This is a genomic window from Paraburkholderia sp. J11-2, assembly GCF_905220185.1.
Lineage (GTDB): Bacteria > Pseudomonadota > Gammaproteobacteria > Burkholderiales > Burkholderiaceae > Paraburkholderia.
In genome coordinates this window covers 76,762-91,608 of sequence record NZ_CAJMYY010000016.1, presented here as the reverse complement: position 1 = coordinate 91,608, position 14,847 = coordinate 76,762, and the positions used below count along the sequence as shown (strand labels likewise).

Here is a 14,847-nt window from a genome sequence, read left to right as displayed (position 1 = left end):
CCTCATGGTTAGGGTTTTCACCTAGTGAATTGCGCGCGGTTTCTTGCGGCGATTTATGGGTTCGACCCTTTAATTGCGGGCGTTGTGACGGGATATTCGATCCGAATGTCGGCGCGCCCTGGCTAAGCACGGCTTGCCGTCGTTAAATTAATCGCAGTCCTGATTATTTATTCCTCGATGCTGACCGCGCATGCTCTCGTGGCATTGGGGTGGCATCTCGTTGATCAGCGGCGTATTGGCCTGATGGCCGGCGCTTTGACGACACGCTGGCGCGCAGACGCGCCAGGTTTCAAGAATTGGCGGAGGCGGTGAGATTCGAACTCACGGAAGGGTTACCCCTTCGCCGGTTTTCAAGACCGGTGCATTCAACCACTCTGCCACACCTCCGGAGCCGCGCATTGTAACCCGAAACGCAAGCGCGGCGGCACTCGCCCCAGTCGATCCAGGTCGACCTTATTGCGGGTCTTTCAGGAACAGCGCCTGCAAGTCGTTCAGGAAGCGCTGTCCCAGTTCGGTCGGCGCGATTTTTTCGTAATCGCGCGTGATGAGCCCGCGCCGCTCGGCTTCCTGCAGCGCCGGTTCGATCGTCGTGATCGGCAGGCCCGTGCGCTCGATGAAGCGATGCACCGGGAACCCTTCCACGAGCCGCAGCGCATTGAGCATGAATTCGAACGGCAAGTCGCGTGCGTTCACTTCGTGCTCTTCCTGCACCGGCGTGCCCGCGCGCGCCTGATCGATAAAGGTCGCCGGATGCTTGTAGCGCGCCTGACGCACGATGCGGTTCGGAAACGAGAGCTTCGTGTGTGCGCCCGCGCCAATCCCGAGATAGTCGCCGAAACGCCAGTAGTTGAGGTTATGCCGGCACTGGCGATCGGGCTGGGCGTACGCCGAAACCTCGTAGCGTCCGTATCCCGCGCCCGATGTGCGCTCGTGAATCCAGTCCTGCATGTCGGCGGACTGGTCGTCGTCGGGCAAGGCAGGCGGGAACTTCGCGAACAGCGTGTTCGGTTCGAGCGTCAGGTGATACAGCGACAGATGCGGCGGCTTGAACGAGAGCGCCGTCTCGATGTCGGCCTGGCATTCGGCGAGCGTTTGCTGCGGCAAGGCGAACATCAGGTCGAGGTTGAAGTTGTCGAAAGTATTCGCCGCGACCTCGACCGCATGTCGAGCCTGCGCCGCGTCGTGAATACGCCCGAGCGCTTTCAGATGCGCCTCGTTGAAGCTCTGGATGCCCACCGAGAGCCGGTTCACGCCGCTCGCGCGAAACTGCGCGAACTTCGCGGCTTCGAACGTACCGGGATTCGCTTCGAGCGTGATTTCCGCGTCGGCGTCGAGTGGCAGCAGGGCGCGCACATCCGAAAGCAGCCGATCGAGACCCGCTGCGGAAAGCAGGCTGGGTGTCCCCCCGCCGATGAACACCGTATGCACCTGGCGGCCCCAGACGAGCGGCAACGCCTGTTCGAGATCGGCGCGCAGCGCGTCGAGGTAGTCGTCTTCGGGGAAGCGCTCGCCCTTCCATTCATGCGAGTTGAAATCGCAATACGGGCACTTGCGCACGCACCACGGGAAATGCACGTAGAGCGCGAGCGGCGGCAGCGAAGTGAGGCGAATGCTGCCAGGCATCGTGAACGACTGCACCACGTCGATGCCGATTCGATGCTGCTGGCTCACGCTTCCTCCTGCAGTCGCGCGAGCAGTTGGCGCAGGGCGACTGCGCGATGGCTCGACGCGTTCTTGAGCGCCGGATCGAGTTCGGCGGCGGTGGCTTCCAGCTCGGGAACGTAGAAGTAGGGGTCGTAGCCGAAGCCGTTGTCGCCGCGCGGCGTGTCGAGCACCACGCCGTGCCAGCGGCCTTCGGCGATGAGCGGCTCGGGGTCGTCGGCATGGCGCACGAGAGCGAGCACGCAGTAGTAGTAGCCGCGGCGATCCGCGTGATCCTTCAGGTTCGCGACGAGCAGCGCATTGTTCGCCGCGTCGCTCTTCTCGCCGCCCGCCAGTTGCGCATAGCGCGCCGAATACACGCCCGGCGCGCCGCGCAGCGCGCGCACGCACAGGCCCGAGTCGTCGGCGAGGGCGGGCAGGCCCGTGAGCTTCGCCGCGTGGCGTGCCTTGGCCAGCGCGTTTTCCACGAAGGTCGGATGCGGCTCCTCGGCTTCGGGCACGTTGAGCGCGCCTTGCGGCACGAGTTCGATGCCGGCCGCGCCGAGCAGCGCCGCGAACTCGCGCAGCTTGCCCGCGTTGTTCGAGGCGAGCACGACGCGCGCGAGCGCGTGAGCCGCGGTATTAGCCGCCGATTCCGGCTGCAAGTCAGCCATGCGAGCTCTCCAGCGCCGCCTTCTGCTTCTCGATGAGCGAGCGGATGCCGCCTTGCGCCAGATCGAGCAGCGCATTCAGTTCTTCACGCGAGAACGGCGCGCCTTCCGCCGTGCCCTGGACTTCGACCATGCCGCCCGAGCCCGTCATGACGACGTTCATGTCGGTGTCGCATTGCGAATCTTCGTCATAGTCGAGATCGAGCACCGGCACGCCTTCGTACACGCCGACCGAAATCGCGGCCACGTAGTCGGTGATCGGCGAGCGCTCCAGGCGGCCGGTGGCCAGCAGCTTCGAGACGGCGTCGTGGGCGGCCACGAACGCCCCCGTGATACTCGCGGTGCGCGTGCCGCCATCGGCTTGCAGCACGTCGCAGTCGAGGTTGATGGTGCGTGCACCGAGCGCCTCGAGGTCGAACACCGCACGCATGGCGCGGCCGATCAGGCGCTGGATTTCCTGCGTGCGGCCCGTTTGCTTGCCGCGCGCGGCTTCGCGGTCGCTGCGCGTGTGCGTGGCGCGCGGCAGCATGCCGTACTCAGCGGTGAGCCAGCCCTGGCCCTTGTCGCGCAGGAACGGCGGCACGCTTTCGGACACGCTCGCGGTGCACAGCACCTTCGTGTCGCCGAACTCGACGAGGACCGATCCTTCGGCGTACTTCGTGTAGTTGCGGGTGATGCGGACTTCGCGAAGCTGGTTGGCGGCGCGGCCGGAGGGGCGCTGGTTGGATTGGGTCATCGTGAGGGTGCGCGAGGGCACGAGCGGGAAGGGGAAACCATGATTTTACCGCCTAAGCGCGCCTCGCGATGGACGCCGCCCGAAGGTGGCGAGGAGGCGCCGGGAGGGGAAAAAGGGGGCCGCCTGAGCGAGGCGCGCCATGCCGCCCGCGCTTGCGAAGGCGCGCCCTCAAAAATGGGATAATGTGGATTCTCCGCCCCGCGCTTTTCGTCCAATCGCGACAACACGCCGGGCGCCTCGATTCCTCCGCCGTGACCCGAGCGCCTTGCGCACGACGCCACGGCTTTCTTCGCGAGACGAACCATGATTTACAGCATGACCGGCTATGCCAGCGCCACGCGCGAGCTTGCTGCGGCATCGGGCGCGGGCGGCGCCAGTGTCTCCGTCGAATTGCGCACGGTGAATTCGCGCTTTCTCGACCTGAACTTCCGCATGCCCGAAGACGTGCGCGTGTGCGAGCCCACGCTGCGCGAAATGCTGATGACGAAGCTCTCGCGCGGCAAGGTCGACATCCGCATCAACATCCAGAAGAGCGAGCAAGGCGCCAATGCGGGCACGCTCAACCGCGACGCGCTCGATCAGCTTGCCGGACTCGAGCGCGCCGTGCTCGAAGCGTTTCCCGAGTCGGGCCGTCTGCGCACGGGTGAAATCCTGCGCTGGCCCGGCGTGCTGGCGGAAAGCGGCGTGGCGGCCGAAGTCCTGCGCGACGCCGTGCTCGGCTGCGGCAAGCAGGCCATCGCCGATCTGATCGAAGTGCGCGCTCGCGAAGGCGCGCAGCTCGCCAACATGCTGCTGGCGAACGTCACCGAAATGGAGGCGATCGTCGCGCGCATCACGCCGCTCGTGCCGGAGCTGATCGCGAAGCACCAGCAGAAGATCGTCGAGCGTCTGCAGGAAGCGCTTGGCATTGCCGCGCCGGACAGCAATGGCAACGGCGGCAGCATCGGCAATATTTCGCGCGAAGAAATTGCCGAGCGCATTCGCCAGGAAGTGACGATGTACGGCATTCGCATCGACATCGCCGAAGAGCTCTCGCGCCTCACGGCGCACCTGAACGAAACGCGGCACGTGATCGAGAAGGGCGGCCGCGTCGGCAAGCGCCTCGACTTCATGATGCAGGAGCTCAACCGCGAAGCGAACACGCTCGGCTCGAAGGCGGCGGCGAAGGAACTCGCAGACGCCTCGATGACGCTCAAGCTGCTCATCGAGCAGATGCGCGAGCAGGTCCAGAATCTCGAATGAAGGAAGCAACGAACATGACCGACCAAAGTAGCGCCCCCAAAGCGGACGCGAAGCACGACAAGAAGCGCAATCCGTATGCGGGCATGTACCCCGGCAACCTCTTCATGGTGGTGGCGCCGTCGGGTGCGGGCAAGTCGACGCTCGTGAACGCGCTGCTCGCCGAAGACAGCGCGATCCGCCTGTCGGTTTCGTACACGACGCGCGCGCCGCGTTCGAAGGAACGCGACGGCGAGCACTACCACTTCACGTCCGTCGACGACTTTCTCACGCGCCACGCCGCGGGCGAGTTTCTCGAGAGCGCTGAAGTGCATGGCAACTACTACGCCACGTCGCGCGTGTGGATCGAAGACCAGATGAAAATCGGCCATGACGTCCTGCTCGAAATCGACTGGCAAGGCGCGCAGCAGGTGAAGAAGCAGTTCCGCAATGCCGTGGAAATTTTCATCCTGCCGCCGTCGCTCGAAGCGCTCGCCGACCGCCTGAAAAAGCGCGGCGAAGACGAGCCGAATGTCATCACGCGACGCCTGCTTGCAGCGGGCAGCGAGATCGCACACGCGAGCGAATCGGAGTACGTCGTGATCAACGAGAACTTCGATCGCGCGTTGCAGGAGCTGCGCAATATCGTGAGCGCCACGCGCTTGCGCTTCGCTTCGCAATACGCGCGGCATACCGAGCTGTTCGTGCAGCTCGGTATCCACCACCCGCAGCCCGGCGCATCGGGCACATAAGGTAGAATAAGAACCTGCTGAGAATGAGAAGGAACCCGACATGGCCCGCATCACCGTCGAAGACTGTCTGAAACAGATTCCGAACCGCTTCGAACTGGCGCTCGCCGCGACTTATCGCGCTCGCCAGCTCGCACAAGGTCACACGCCGAAGATTGAAAGCCGCGACAAGCCAACCGTTGTCGCGCTGCGCGAGATCGCGGCTGGCCAGGTCGGCCTCGAAATGCTGAAGAAGGTGCCCGTCTAAGGGCGCGTTCGCAGGCATTCCGCCAGGCATGTAGTTCGTACCGCGCGCAGTTGCCGTAGTTGCATTAACCGGCTTTAACCGTCAACGCCAAACCTGATACGGAGGGGAACATGAGCACCACGCCCTCGCCGGCCACCGACGTGGACCAGGAAGCGGAGACAGCGAGCCCTGCGCGCAATTACATCGACGCGGTCCTCGAACAGTCGTTTCGCCATCTGTTCGGGCCGACCGCGACGCCGGAGCAGCCCCGCAAGCACGGGGTCGTCTCCATCGCCAATCTGACCGCCGCGCTCTCCGGTTACCTCACCCCCGAGGAAATCAAGGAGGTCAAGGCGGCGTTCCACTTCAGCGATGAAGCCCACCTCGGGCAATATCGCCAGAGCGGCGAACCCTATATCACCCATCCCGTCGCCGTCGCGGAAATCTGCGCCGGCTGGAAGCTCGACGCGCAGTCCATCATGGCCGCGCTCCTGCACGACGTGATGGAAGACCAGGGCGTGACCAAGGCGGAACTCGCCGAGCGCTTCGGCGCGAAGGTCGCGGAACTGGTCGACGGCCTGTCGAAACTCGACAAGATGGAGTTTCGCAACCGCGAGGAAGCGCAGGCGGAAAACTTCCGCAAGATGCTGCTCGCGATGGCGCGCGACGTGCGCGTGATTCTGGTGAAACTCGCCGACCGGCTGCACAACATGCGCACGCTCGGCGCGGTGCCGCCCGAAAAGCGCCGCCGCGTGGCGCGCGAGACCATCGACATCTACGCGCCCATCGCGCACCGTCTTGGTCTGAACAACACCTATCGCGAACTGCAGGACCTGAGCTTCGCGAACTTCAACCCGAATCGCTACGCCACGCTCGAGAAGGCGGTGAAGGCCGCGCGCGGCAATCGCCGCGAAGTGGTGAGCAAGATTCTGGAAGCGGTGCAGCGGGCAATTGCCGACGCCAAGCTCGACGCCGAAGTCACGGGCCGCGAGAAAACCATCTTCAGCATCTACAAGAAGATGCGCGACAAACAATTGTCGTTCTCGCAGGTGCTCGACGTGTACGGCTTTCGCGTCGTGGTCGAGTCGGCGCTGGAATGCTACACCTGCATCGGCGCGCTCCATGCGCTTTACAAGCCGGTTCCGGGCAAGTTCAAGGACTACATCGCCATTCCCAAGGTGAACGGCTATCAGTCCCTGCATACCACGCTCGTGGGGCCGTTCGGCGCGCCCATCGAGTTCCAGGTCCGCACGCGCAAGATGCACGAAATCGCCGAGGCAGGCGTGGCCGCGCATTGGCTCTACAAAAACGGCGGCGCGGATCTCAACGACGTGCAAAAGCGCGCGCACCAGTGGCTTAAGTCGCTGCTCGACATCCAGAGCGAAGTCGGCGACTCGAGCGAATTCCTCGAACACGTCAAGATCGACCTGTTCCCGGACGCCGTGTACGTGTTCACGCCGAAGTCGAAGATCATGGCACTGCCGCGCGGCGCCACGGCGCTCGACTTCGCATATTCGATCCACAGCGACCTCGGCAACCAGTGCGTGGCCGTGAAGATCAACAACGAGCTGCTGCCGCTGCGTACTGAACTGAAGAGCGGCGACATCGTCGAGGTGATCACCGCGCCGTACTCCAAGCCGAATCCGGCGTGGCTCGGCTTTGTGCGCACCGGCAAAGCGCGTTCGGCGATCCGGCACTATCTGAAGACGATGCGGCTCACGGAGTCGGTGCAGCTTGGCGAGCGGCTTGTCGATCAGGCGCTCAAGGGCTATGGCTACCAGCTTTCGGAAGTCACGCCCGAGGTGTGGGAAAAGCTGGTGCAGTGGACCGGCAACAAGAACCGCCAGGAAATTTTCGCGGACATCGGTCTTGGCCGGCGCGTGGCCGCGGTCATGGCCAAGCGCATCGAAGTGCTGATGAGCGGCCAGGATGCCGACGACGCCGAGCATCATCATCCGCCGCGCGACCCGAATGCGCCGCCGGCGCCGCCTGTTGTCATCACGGGCACCGAAGGCATGTCGGTGCAGCTTTCGGCTTGCTGCCGCCCGATCCCTGGCGACGACATCATGGGCTATATCGGCATCGGTCTCGGTATGGCGATCCATACGACCGACTGCCGCGTCGCGCAACGTATCCACCGGCGCGATCCGGGCCGCTGGATCGACGTGGCATGGGCGCCGCAGCCGGGGCGTCTGTTCGACGTCGCGGTGAAGGTGCTCGTGAAGAACACCAAGGGCGTGTTCGCCCGGGTGGCGGCCGACATTACCTCGGCGGATGCCAACATCGTGCACATCGCGATGGACGACGATCTGGCGCAGGAATCGAACATGTTGCGTTTCGTGATCCAGGTGAGCGACCGCGTGCACCTCGCGAACGTCATGCGCCGTGTGCGCACGAATCCGGACGTGATGCGCATTGCGCGCGAGCGTTCGAGCGACGACGGGCACCACCGCCACGACGGCGGCATGCGCATCGAACGAGAGCGCGCGGATTATTGATCGGGGCGCGTAGCTCCGGGCGGAGAGCTCGGGGCGCGTCGCGCTGGCGCGTCGCATCACGATGTGCCGTTACGTGCCACGAACCACTCCCACCGAGCGCCTCGCGCGGTAATCTACCGTTATCTCATGCCGCATCGCTGCGGCAACCTGGCCGGGCTTGCCGGTCATGCCGCCATCTTCCTTCGACCCGAAACGAGGGACTCGAAATGAACGTAGCTGAACTGACCGGCCTCGCGCTCGATTATTGGGTGGCGCGCAGTCTGCCGGACTTCGTACGCGAAATCTATTTCACCGACAGTGGCGAGACAGTCGCCGTGCGCGGCAACGACCGCGGGCGTCCATGGGATGGCCGCTTCATGCCGACCGATTCGTGGGAGGCGGCCGGCGTGGTGCTGGATCGCGCAAAGCGCGTGGAGCTTCGCGAAGGCGAGCCGGCTTCCTGTGTGGCGGAGTTCGAGAGTGGGGCGGGCGCCGTGAAAGCCCACGGAGAAACCACGCGTGAGGCGTTGCTGCGGGCGTTTGTCGCAAGCCGCTTTGGTGAGACGGTAGGGGAGATGCTGCGACAGCCCCAGGCATTGCTGGGCATGGGCATGGAGCCCGTAGCGGAGCCCACCGCGATTGGCGACGTGGAGGACCTGCCGCGACCCGACGCGCAAATCGGCGACATCGGTACGCCGCCGCGCTAGGGGCGTGCATCGCGCGAGACGGCAGACATACCCGATTCTGCAGCTGAAAAGACAAAGGGCCTTTCCGTTCGGAAAGGCCCTTCGAATGGTGGCGCGGCTGGCAGGATTCGAACCCACGACCCCTTGGTTCGTAGCCAAGTACTCTATCCAACTGAGCTACAGCCGCACGCTAAAACGATACTACTTACAACACGATACTGCTTGAAAGTGTTCCAGGATCAAATTGACAGGGAACATTTCGAATAAGTGGCGCGGCTGGCAGGATTCGAACCCACGACCCCTTGGTTCGTAGCCAAGTACTCTATCCAACTGAGCTACAGCCGCACGCAGAAGTGAGATTATAGCAGGGGTTCGAAAAAAGGGAAGACCCTTATCGCGATTTGTCTTGGGGCGAGGTTCGTGTACGCTGGCAGTAGTGAGTTGAGTGAGCCAGTACACGTACGTAGTGATCCCATCATGAACAAGGCCTTTGTCAAAGAATCGACCGACAACGACGACGACGATCTCGAAGCCGGTCACCCCGAGATTCCCGCCGGCACGAAGAACTACATTACGCCCGCCGGCTATGAGCGCATGCGCAGCGAGTTGCTGCACCTGATAGACGAGGATCGGCCCGAAGTGGTCAAGCTCGTCTCGTGGGCCGCCTCGAACGGCGACCGTTCCGAAAACGGCGACTACATCTACGGCAAGCGCCGGTTGCGGGAAATCGACCGCCGCATCCGCTTTCTCACGAAGCGGCTGGATCTGGCCGAAGTCGTGGACAGTAGCCGGCAGGAGAGTGTGGACCAGGTGTTCTTCGGGGCGACCGTCGAGTACGGCACCGAGGACGGCGAGGCGCATACGATCACGATTGTCGGTATCGACGAGGTCGATCTCGATCAGGGCCACGTGAGCTGGATTTCGCCTATCGCGCGGGCGCTCCTGAAGGCGAAGATCGGCGATCAGGTGACGCTGTACACGCCGGCGGGGCCGGAGCCGATCGACGTGCTGGACGTGCGCTATCCGCCGCCGCGCGCCTGAATTCGAGCTTTCGCAGCGCAAATAAAAAAAGGCACCCGAGGGTGCCTTTTTTGCTGCAGTGCTGGCCGAAGCGGCCAGCAGCGTGCCGCTTAGAAGCGGTGACGCATACCAACCGTCACAGCGACCTGGTCTTGACGGGTCGAAGCCGAACCCAGACCGTTCAGGTAAGCGCCGATACCTTGCGGGTTCGACGACACGTGCTGCCAGTCGCCTTGCAGGTAGACGTCGGTGCGCTTCGACAGTGCGTAGTCCGACTGCAGTGCGACCGTGTTGTAGTTCGGGTTCTCGCCGCCGCCGAAGTTCGCGCGGGTGTACGTGTACGCGCCAGCCAGGCTCAGTGCCGGGGTCAGAGCGTAACGGACATTGCCTTCGAAGTTCTGGAAGCGGGCGCTGTTGCCGCCGAGGCCGATGTTGCTCGACCGGCCAGCTTGCGTGCCCGAGATGGCGACTGCGTTGCCCAGTTGCGTTTGCGTGTACACGAAGCCAGCCGTTGCCGGGCCGAACGTGTAGTTGATGCCACCGCCGAACGTGCTTTGACGGCCTGCAGCGAACGTCCACTCACCCGTTTGCGCGCCCGAGTTGCTGGCGAGGTTTTGCAGGTTGTTGACGTCGTTGTTCAGGTGCAGGTAGCCAGCCGCAACGTTCAGGCCGCCCCAGTTGTACGATGCGCCGACGCTGTATGCGCGGTTGTTCGCGAATTCGGTGCTGTTCGAGAACGAGTACGTGCCGCCGAACTTGAAGCCAGCGTAGTTGACGCTCGAGTACTTGACCGTGTTGTTGAAACGGATCGAGTTGTTCAGGTTGTCGTTATCGAACGGGTGCGCAGCGATCGTGCCGCCGTATTGCGTGCCGGTGTTCGACAGCGGTGCGAGGTAGTCGACCACGGAGTCGTACTGACGACCGAGGGTGACGGCACCGTACTGGTCGCTTGCCAGACCGACAAACGCTTGACGGCCGAACATGCGGCTCGACTGGCCGGAGTTGCCGTTCATGATGTTGAAGCCGTTCTCCAACGTGAAGATCGCGTGCAGACCGCCACCGAGATCTTCAGAACCGCGCAGGCCCCAACGGCTGCCGTTGACCGTGCCGCTCGATGCCTTCCAGAGGCTGTGGCCGCCGGAGTTGTTTGCGTAGGTGATGCCTGCGTCGATCAGGCCGTACAGCGTAACGCTGCTTTGCGCGTGTGCAGCCGTTGCAAAAACGCCCGTCAGGGCGGCGACCATGAGAGTCTTTTTCATCTTTGTAAACTCCGAGAACAGAGGTGGGTTTCGTTGAACCCTGTTTGGGAAACCGCCCATGCGAAGCGCAGCGAGAGGCAAAGTTCGCGTGGTACGAATTAATCCGTGCCAGTCGGTTTCCAGACAGGCAGAGTGTAGAGAGGGTGCTCGGAGAGGGGGTATTCCGAATTTCGCAATAAAGTATTGCGCTATCGGAAATGATTATCGCGCTCGCCTTAAGCCCTGCTGGTAAAGGCTTTGAGCAGATTTCCCGGAAGGAGGGTGAAACTGTCAACCGCGCGAGCGTTGTGCGATCGCTACAACAATTGATTGCAGAAAACGGTTTAAATCAATCAGAACTGATTATTGCGTCTGGCGTAACAGATGATTGTGCGCCGTATGCTTAATCGTCAGACGTGGGTCCGGCTATACTTCAATCGCTGCTTTCCGAAGCAGACTTTTTCGTTGACGAAAAAGATCTCCAAACCTTTGTCGGCGCGGCCTTTTCAGCCGCGCTTTTTTTTGCCCGTCTTCAGGCCACGCGCTACGCGCACCGCTTACTGGGTGCCCGCTTGCGGCGGCTCAGACTGCAGGCTCCAGTCTTCCATTACGTAGTGCCTGGCGTCCATAGGGGAACACAGCAGGTTGTGCCAGTGGTCCCCGTGCCATGCGCCATAGGTTTCGGCTTCCTCGGCCGTTGGTGCAATCCCGTCCGTTTGTACGAGCCAATGAATCCATCGCCGCAGAGTTGTCAGCATGATGACCTCCGATGCCGCTAACAATATGGATCATGAATTGAATGTATTACTCGAACAACCGGGAGAAACACTTACGTTTGACACGAATTGTTACACTTCGGGAAAACTTCCCGGTAGAAATGACGTGATCGAGATAATCGCGTAAAAATGACGTGTTCTTATATATTGATTCGGATCGCATACGATTTTTTGTCAGCTTTTTGATGCGTACCGCTTTTATCGTTGAATCGGGAAAGCTGTTATAAAAAATTCGCTTGACTGGCGATTGGCGTTCCCCGTATAACGGCAAAGCTGATTTTCGTTCCGCTGCAATTTCAAACGTGGAATTCGCTGAAGCGGGACGGCGGGAATTGGCTGGATACGGCGTGAGGGTTATTGCCCGCGCCATTAAAATCTCGAGGGAAACGGAAACATGGAAACCGGTATCGTCAAATGGTTCAATGATGCGAAGGGCTTTGGCTTCATCACGTCTGACGCCGGCGGCGACGATCTGTTCGCGCACTTCTCGGAAATCCGCGCCGACGGCTTCAAGTCGTTGAAGGAGAACCAGCGTGTGTCGTTCGACGTCAAGGTCGGTCCGAAGGGCAAGCAGGCCGCGAACATCCAGCCGCTGTAAGTGCAGCGTGCGAGTGCTCGCTGTGCGAGCGCTCATGCAACATCAGGCCCCGGGCAAACCCGGGGCTTTTTTATTTTTGGCATATTGATATTCGAGCAATATTAGTAGCCACTTTTCTTAAACAGATTTAATCGGGAAAACCCTGGGATCTCTCGATTTTCCTGATTCGGGTTTTCACTAAATACCCAAAGTTGCACTTGCGCTGTCGGAACCGTCGGCGCGTGGCGTCCAAACGGTGCATACTTGGGCCGTTTTCCATTTCCCCTGTCGTTTCACCATGCTTGAGTCCTCCTTGAACGCCGCACAGCCCGCCGGCGACCTTCCCATCGTCTTCGTAGACCTCGAGACGACCGGTGGTTCGGTAGGCGAGCACCGGATTACTGAAGTTGGCGTGGTGGAGGTGGCGCAAGGGCAGGTGACACGATGGAGCACCCTCGTCGATCCCGGTCAGCCCATCCCGCCCTTTATCCAGCAGCTCACCGGTATTACGGACCAGATGGTGCGCGGCGCGCCGCGCTTCGCCGACATTGCGGCGCAACTGCACGGGCGACTCGCCGGCAAGCTCTTCGTCGCGCACAACGCGGCCTTCGACCGAGGCTTCCTGCGTGCGGAGTTCGAGCGCGCGGGCTATTCCTTCAACCCCGATGTACTGTGCACCGTGCGCCTGTCGCGGGCGCTCTTCCCGGGTGAGAAGCGCCACGGGCTCGACGCGCTGGTCGAGCGCCATGCACTCGTGCCATCGGATCGCCATCGCGCACTCGCCGACGCCGATCTCCTCTGGCAGTTCTGGCAGCGCCTGCCGGCGCTGGTGCCGGGGGAAGCGCTGGCGGCGCAGATCGAGCGCACGACGCGCCGTCACGTGCTGGCCGGCGACATCACCGACGACCTCATCGATACCGCGCCGGCAGGTCATGGCGTGTATGCGTTTTACGGCGAGGACGACGTGCCGCTCTACGTGGGCCGCAGCGTGCGGGTGCGCCAGCGCGTGCGCGCGCATCTTTCGGGGGAGCGGCGCTCTTCCCGCGAACAACGAATGGCGCAGCAGGTGCGCCGGGTGGAGTGGCGTGCAACAGGCGGCGAGCTTGGTGCGCTCCTTGTCGAAGCGCAATGGATCGCAGCGCTCAAGCCCTCGTTCAATCGCGTGCCGCGTGCATCGAAGCGCGATCCCGCCGACCTTGGGGCGGCGCCCTGGCCGTTCGACGGCGCAGTGGTCGTGCTGGAGCAGGACTCGACGAATGGCGGCGACGTTTATCACCTGATCGACCGCTGGTGCTATATGGGTGCCTTTCAGAGCACGACCGAGGCTGAGGCGTTGGTGGACCACGGCGCCGAGCGGGTGTTCGAGCTTTCGACCTGGCGCATTCTGCAGACGCACTTCGAACGCGGCCTGCGTGTGCAGGTGCTGCAGCCAACCGAGGCCGACGGCCTCACGAGCGCGGCCTGAGCCTTAGGCGACGCCGCCCACGCCACCCGATTCGCACACATGCTCCAGCGCCTGATTCATCGCATTCGTGCGCGCGGAGTCGTAGCGGGTGAGCTCTTTCCAGTTCGCAACCGTACGTGCGACGCGCGCCGGGCAATCCGGTGCGCCGCGCATTGACTGCACGCGAGCGAGCGCGCCGATCAATTGCCCGGTGAGTCTGTCGAGTTGGGGCCGCGTGGCCGTAGCGAGATCGGGCGCCGGGTCGCTGGGCGCCTGCGAGGCACGCCACGTGTCGAACAACGACTTCTGCATTTGCGTGCTGGCATCGATCTGATCGCGGAAAAACGCACGCGCGAACGTGGGGTCGACGCCGGCCGCCGTGGCGCGCTTTTGCACGTCGGCGAGCAAGGCGTCTTCACGGGGCGTATCGGTGATCGGCTTGTGATGTTGCCATTTCCAGTGTGCAACCGGCTCGGCGAGCGCCAGCCGCTGAGAAACAAGCGCGACGAGGTTGGTCAGGGCGGTGTCGTCACCGTCGGCGTGGGCGGATCCGATCGGCAGGGCGAAGATCAGCGCGGCAACGCAACGCGCACTTGCGCGGGTCAGCAATGTCATCGAGAGGAAGAAAGACGCCGGCAATAAAAACCGAAGCATAGCCGGTTACAGTGCGCTTGCGTCTAAAAGCGCAGAAGCGCGCAGAAGTCGAATCGCGATGGCCGCATGAACGCGCGCGCTCCATCTAGCATGCCGAACGCAAATCGCTACAGCGCGCGACGGCGCAAAACCGCGCGCGCAGCATGACACGCGCGTCCCCGTACTACGCGTGTCGATCTGCACACGAACGTCTACTGCGCGCGTTCCCCACGCGAGCGCGAACGTGTGCGTTTCCCCGTCACTTCTGTTCGTGTGCCTTGCGTTGCTCGTCCAGAAAAGCCCGCACGTGAGCAGGCAATTCGTCGCCGAGAAACTCAACGGCCACCGGTTCCGGATCCGGGCTGAAGACTTGGTCCGGGGTCGGAATCCTTGGCGGTTTGGCGTCCATGATCTTTCTCCTATGTAAGCCGATTATCCGGCTCGGCACTTCTACTGCGCTAGTCCCGCTTACGGTAACAGTGCTTTTCTCGCACGCGTGTTGCTTTCTTCGCACAGCGATGCAAATGATTAACGGCGCGGGAATATAATTGTTGAGATGTCCTTCACACTCGCACATGCTGCGTGAATCGGGTTCGGTTCTCGATTCGCCGAATCTCGCGCACAGCGGCTGCTGCGGTCGCACAACGCCTCAATCGCACTTCCCCCGGCTCTGAGCCCGCGCTCGCTCGGGCTGCCTGCCGCGCCTGTGTTGCGCGGCGCCAGTCCCGCCGGATCAACGTGCACCATCATTCATC

The 14,847-nt window shown here is 62.6% G+C and carries 15 protein-coding genes and 3 tRNA genes; 9 read left to right on the top strand and 9 right to left on the bottom strand.

All coding sequences use genetic code 11. The features are described 5' to 3' along the window. Positions 1 to 297: 297 nt before the first annotated feature. The 4 genes from U5A57_RS22715 to rph form a co-directional block, all read right to left on the bottom strand. Positions 298 to 387: transfer RNA gene (locus U5A57_RS22715), tRNA-Ser, on the bottom strand. Between the two features lie 66 nt (positions 388 to 453). Beyond that, positions 454 to 1,623 carry a radical SAM family heme chaperone HemW gene (gene hemW, locus U5A57_RS22710; RefSeq protein WP_321913989.1) on the bottom strand — a complete coding sequence of 390 codons (1,170 nt, stop codon included), beginning with the start codon at positions 1,621 to 1,623 and terminating at the stop codon, positions 454 to 456. Positions 1,624 to 1,667: 44 nt separating this feature from the next. Next, positions 1,668 to 2,315, bottom strand: coding sequence for an RdgB/HAM1 family non-canonical purine NTP pyrophosphatase (gene rdgB, locus U5A57_RS22705; RefSeq protein WP_321913889.1), 648 nt, complete (start codon positions 2,313 to 2,315; stop codon positions 1,668 to 1,670). Beyond that, positions 2,308 to 3,048, bottom strand: coding sequence for a ribonuclease PH (gene rph / locus U5A57_RS22700; protein ID WP_321913888.1), 741 nt, complete (start codon positions 3,046 to 3,048; stop codon positions 2,308 to 2,310). Before rph ends, rdgB begins: the two co-directional genes overlap by 8 nt. A 303-nt stretch (positions 3,049 to 3,351) precedes the next feature. Between rph and U5A57_RS22695 the strand changes: the two genes are divergently transcribed. The 5 genes from U5A57_RS22695 to U5A57_RS22675 all read left to right on the top strand — a co-directional run bounded on the left by U5A57_RS22695 (position 3,352) and on the right by U5A57_RS22675 (position 8,425). Next, on the top strand, positions 3,352 to 4,290 hold the full coding sequence (locus tag U5A57_RS22695) for a YicC family protein (protein ID WP_321913887.1): 939 nt from the start codon (positions 3,352 to 3,354) through the stop codon (positions 4,288 to 4,290). Positions 4,291 to 4,304: 14 nt separating this feature from the next. Then, positions 4,305 to 5,018 carry a guanylate kinase gene (gene gmk, locus U5A57_RS22690; protein ID WP_321913886.1) on the top strand — a complete coding sequence of 238 codons (714 nt, stop codon included), beginning with the start codon at positions 4,305 to 4,307 and terminating at the stop codon, positions 5,016 to 5,018. Between the two features lie 40 nt (positions 5,019 to 5,058). Then, the gene (gene rpoZ / locus U5A57_RS22685) at positions 5,059 to 5,262 is read left to right on the top strand and encodes a DNA-directed RNA polymerase subunit omega (protein ID WP_006400783.1); all 204 of its coding nucleotides are present in this window, start codon (positions 5,059 to 5,061) and stop codon (positions 5,260 to 5,262) included. Positions 5,263 to 5,372: 110 nt separating this feature from the next. Then, a complete protein-coding gene (locus U5A57_RS22680) occupies positions 5,373 to 7,739 on the top strand; it encodes a RelA/SpoT family protein (protein ID WP_158758377.1) in 2,367 nt (788 codons plus the stop codon). A 206-nt stretch (positions 7,740 to 7,945) separates the two neighbouring features. Next, entirely contained in the window at positions 7,946 to 8,425 is a 480-nt protein-coding gene (locus U5A57_RS22675; protein WP_321913885.1) for a phage protein NinX family protein, read from the top strand. Positions 8,426 to 8,514: 89 nt separating this feature from the next. On the opposite strand, the gene U5A57_RS22670 is transcribed toward U5A57_RS22675, so the two are convergent. Both U5A57_RS22670 and U5A57_RS22665 read right to left on the bottom strand, forming a co-directional pair. Further along, positions 8,515 to 8,591: transfer RNA gene (locus U5A57_RS22670), tRNA-Arg, on the bottom strand. Positions 8,592 to 8,672: 81 nt separating this feature from the next. Beyond that, positions 8,673 to 8,749, bottom strand: a tRNA-Arg gene (locus tag U5A57_RS22665). Between the two features lie 132 nt (positions 8,750 to 8,881). On the opposite strand from U5A57_RS22665, the gene greB reads away from it, so the two are divergent. Further along, positions 8,882 to 9,445 carry a transcription elongation factor GreB gene (greB, locus tag U5A57_RS22660; RefSeq protein WP_321913884.1) on the top strand — a complete coding sequence of 188 codons (564 nt, stop codon included), beginning with the start codon at positions 8,882 to 8,884 and terminating at the stop codon, positions 9,443 to 9,445. Between the two features lie 89 nt (positions 9,446 to 9,534). On the opposite strand, the gene U5A57_RS22655 is transcribed toward greB, so the two are convergent. Further along, positions 9,535 to 10,683 (bottom strand): porin, encoded by a 1,149-nt coding sequence (locus U5A57_RS22655; protein WP_321913883.1) that lies wholly within the window; start codon positions 10,681 to 10,683, stop codon positions 9,535 to 9,537. A 197-nt stretch (positions 10,684 to 10,880) separates the two neighbouring features. Between U5A57_RS22655 and U5A57_RS22650 the strand changes: the two genes are divergently transcribed. The 3 genes from U5A57_RS22650 (at position 10,881) to U5A57_RS22640 (ending at position 13,480) form a co-directional block, all read left to right on the top strand. Further along, a complete protein-coding gene (locus U5A57_RS22650; protein ID WP_321913882.1) occupies positions 10,881 to 11,069 on the top strand; it encodes a hypothetical protein in 189 nt (62 codons plus the stop codon). Between the two features lie 763 nt (positions 11,070 to 11,832). Further along, the gene (locus U5A57_RS22645; protein ID WP_028205165.1) at positions 11,833 to 12,036 is read left to right on the top strand and encodes a cold-shock protein; all 204 of its coding nucleotides are present in this window, start codon (positions 11,833 to 11,835) and stop codon (positions 12,034 to 12,036) included. 277 nt (positions 12,037 to 12,313) lie between these two features. Beyond that, positions 12,314 to 13,480 (top strand): exonuclease domain-containing protein, encoded by a 1,167-nt coding sequence (locus U5A57_RS22640; protein ID WP_321913881.1) that lies wholly within the window; start codon positions 12,314 to 12,316, stop codon positions 13,478 to 13,480. Positions 13,481 to 13,483: 3 nt separating this feature from the next. On the opposite strand, the gene U5A57_RS22635 is transcribed toward U5A57_RS22640, so the two are convergent. Next, positions 13,484 to 14,074, bottom strand: a complete 591-nt coding sequence (locus U5A57_RS22635) for a chorismate mutase (protein ID WP_321913880.1) — start codon at positions 14,072 to 14,074, stop codon at positions 13,484 to 13,486. 277 nt (positions 14,075 to 14,351) lie between these two features. Further along, positions 14,352 to 14,501 carry a hypothetical protein gene (locus U5A57_RS22630; RefSeq protein WP_027795377.1) on the bottom strand — a complete coding sequence of 50 codons (150 nt, stop codon included), beginning with the start codon at positions 14,499 to 14,501 and terminating at the stop codon, positions 14,352 to 14,354. Between the last annotated feature and the right edge of the window lie 346 nt (positions 14,502 to 14,847).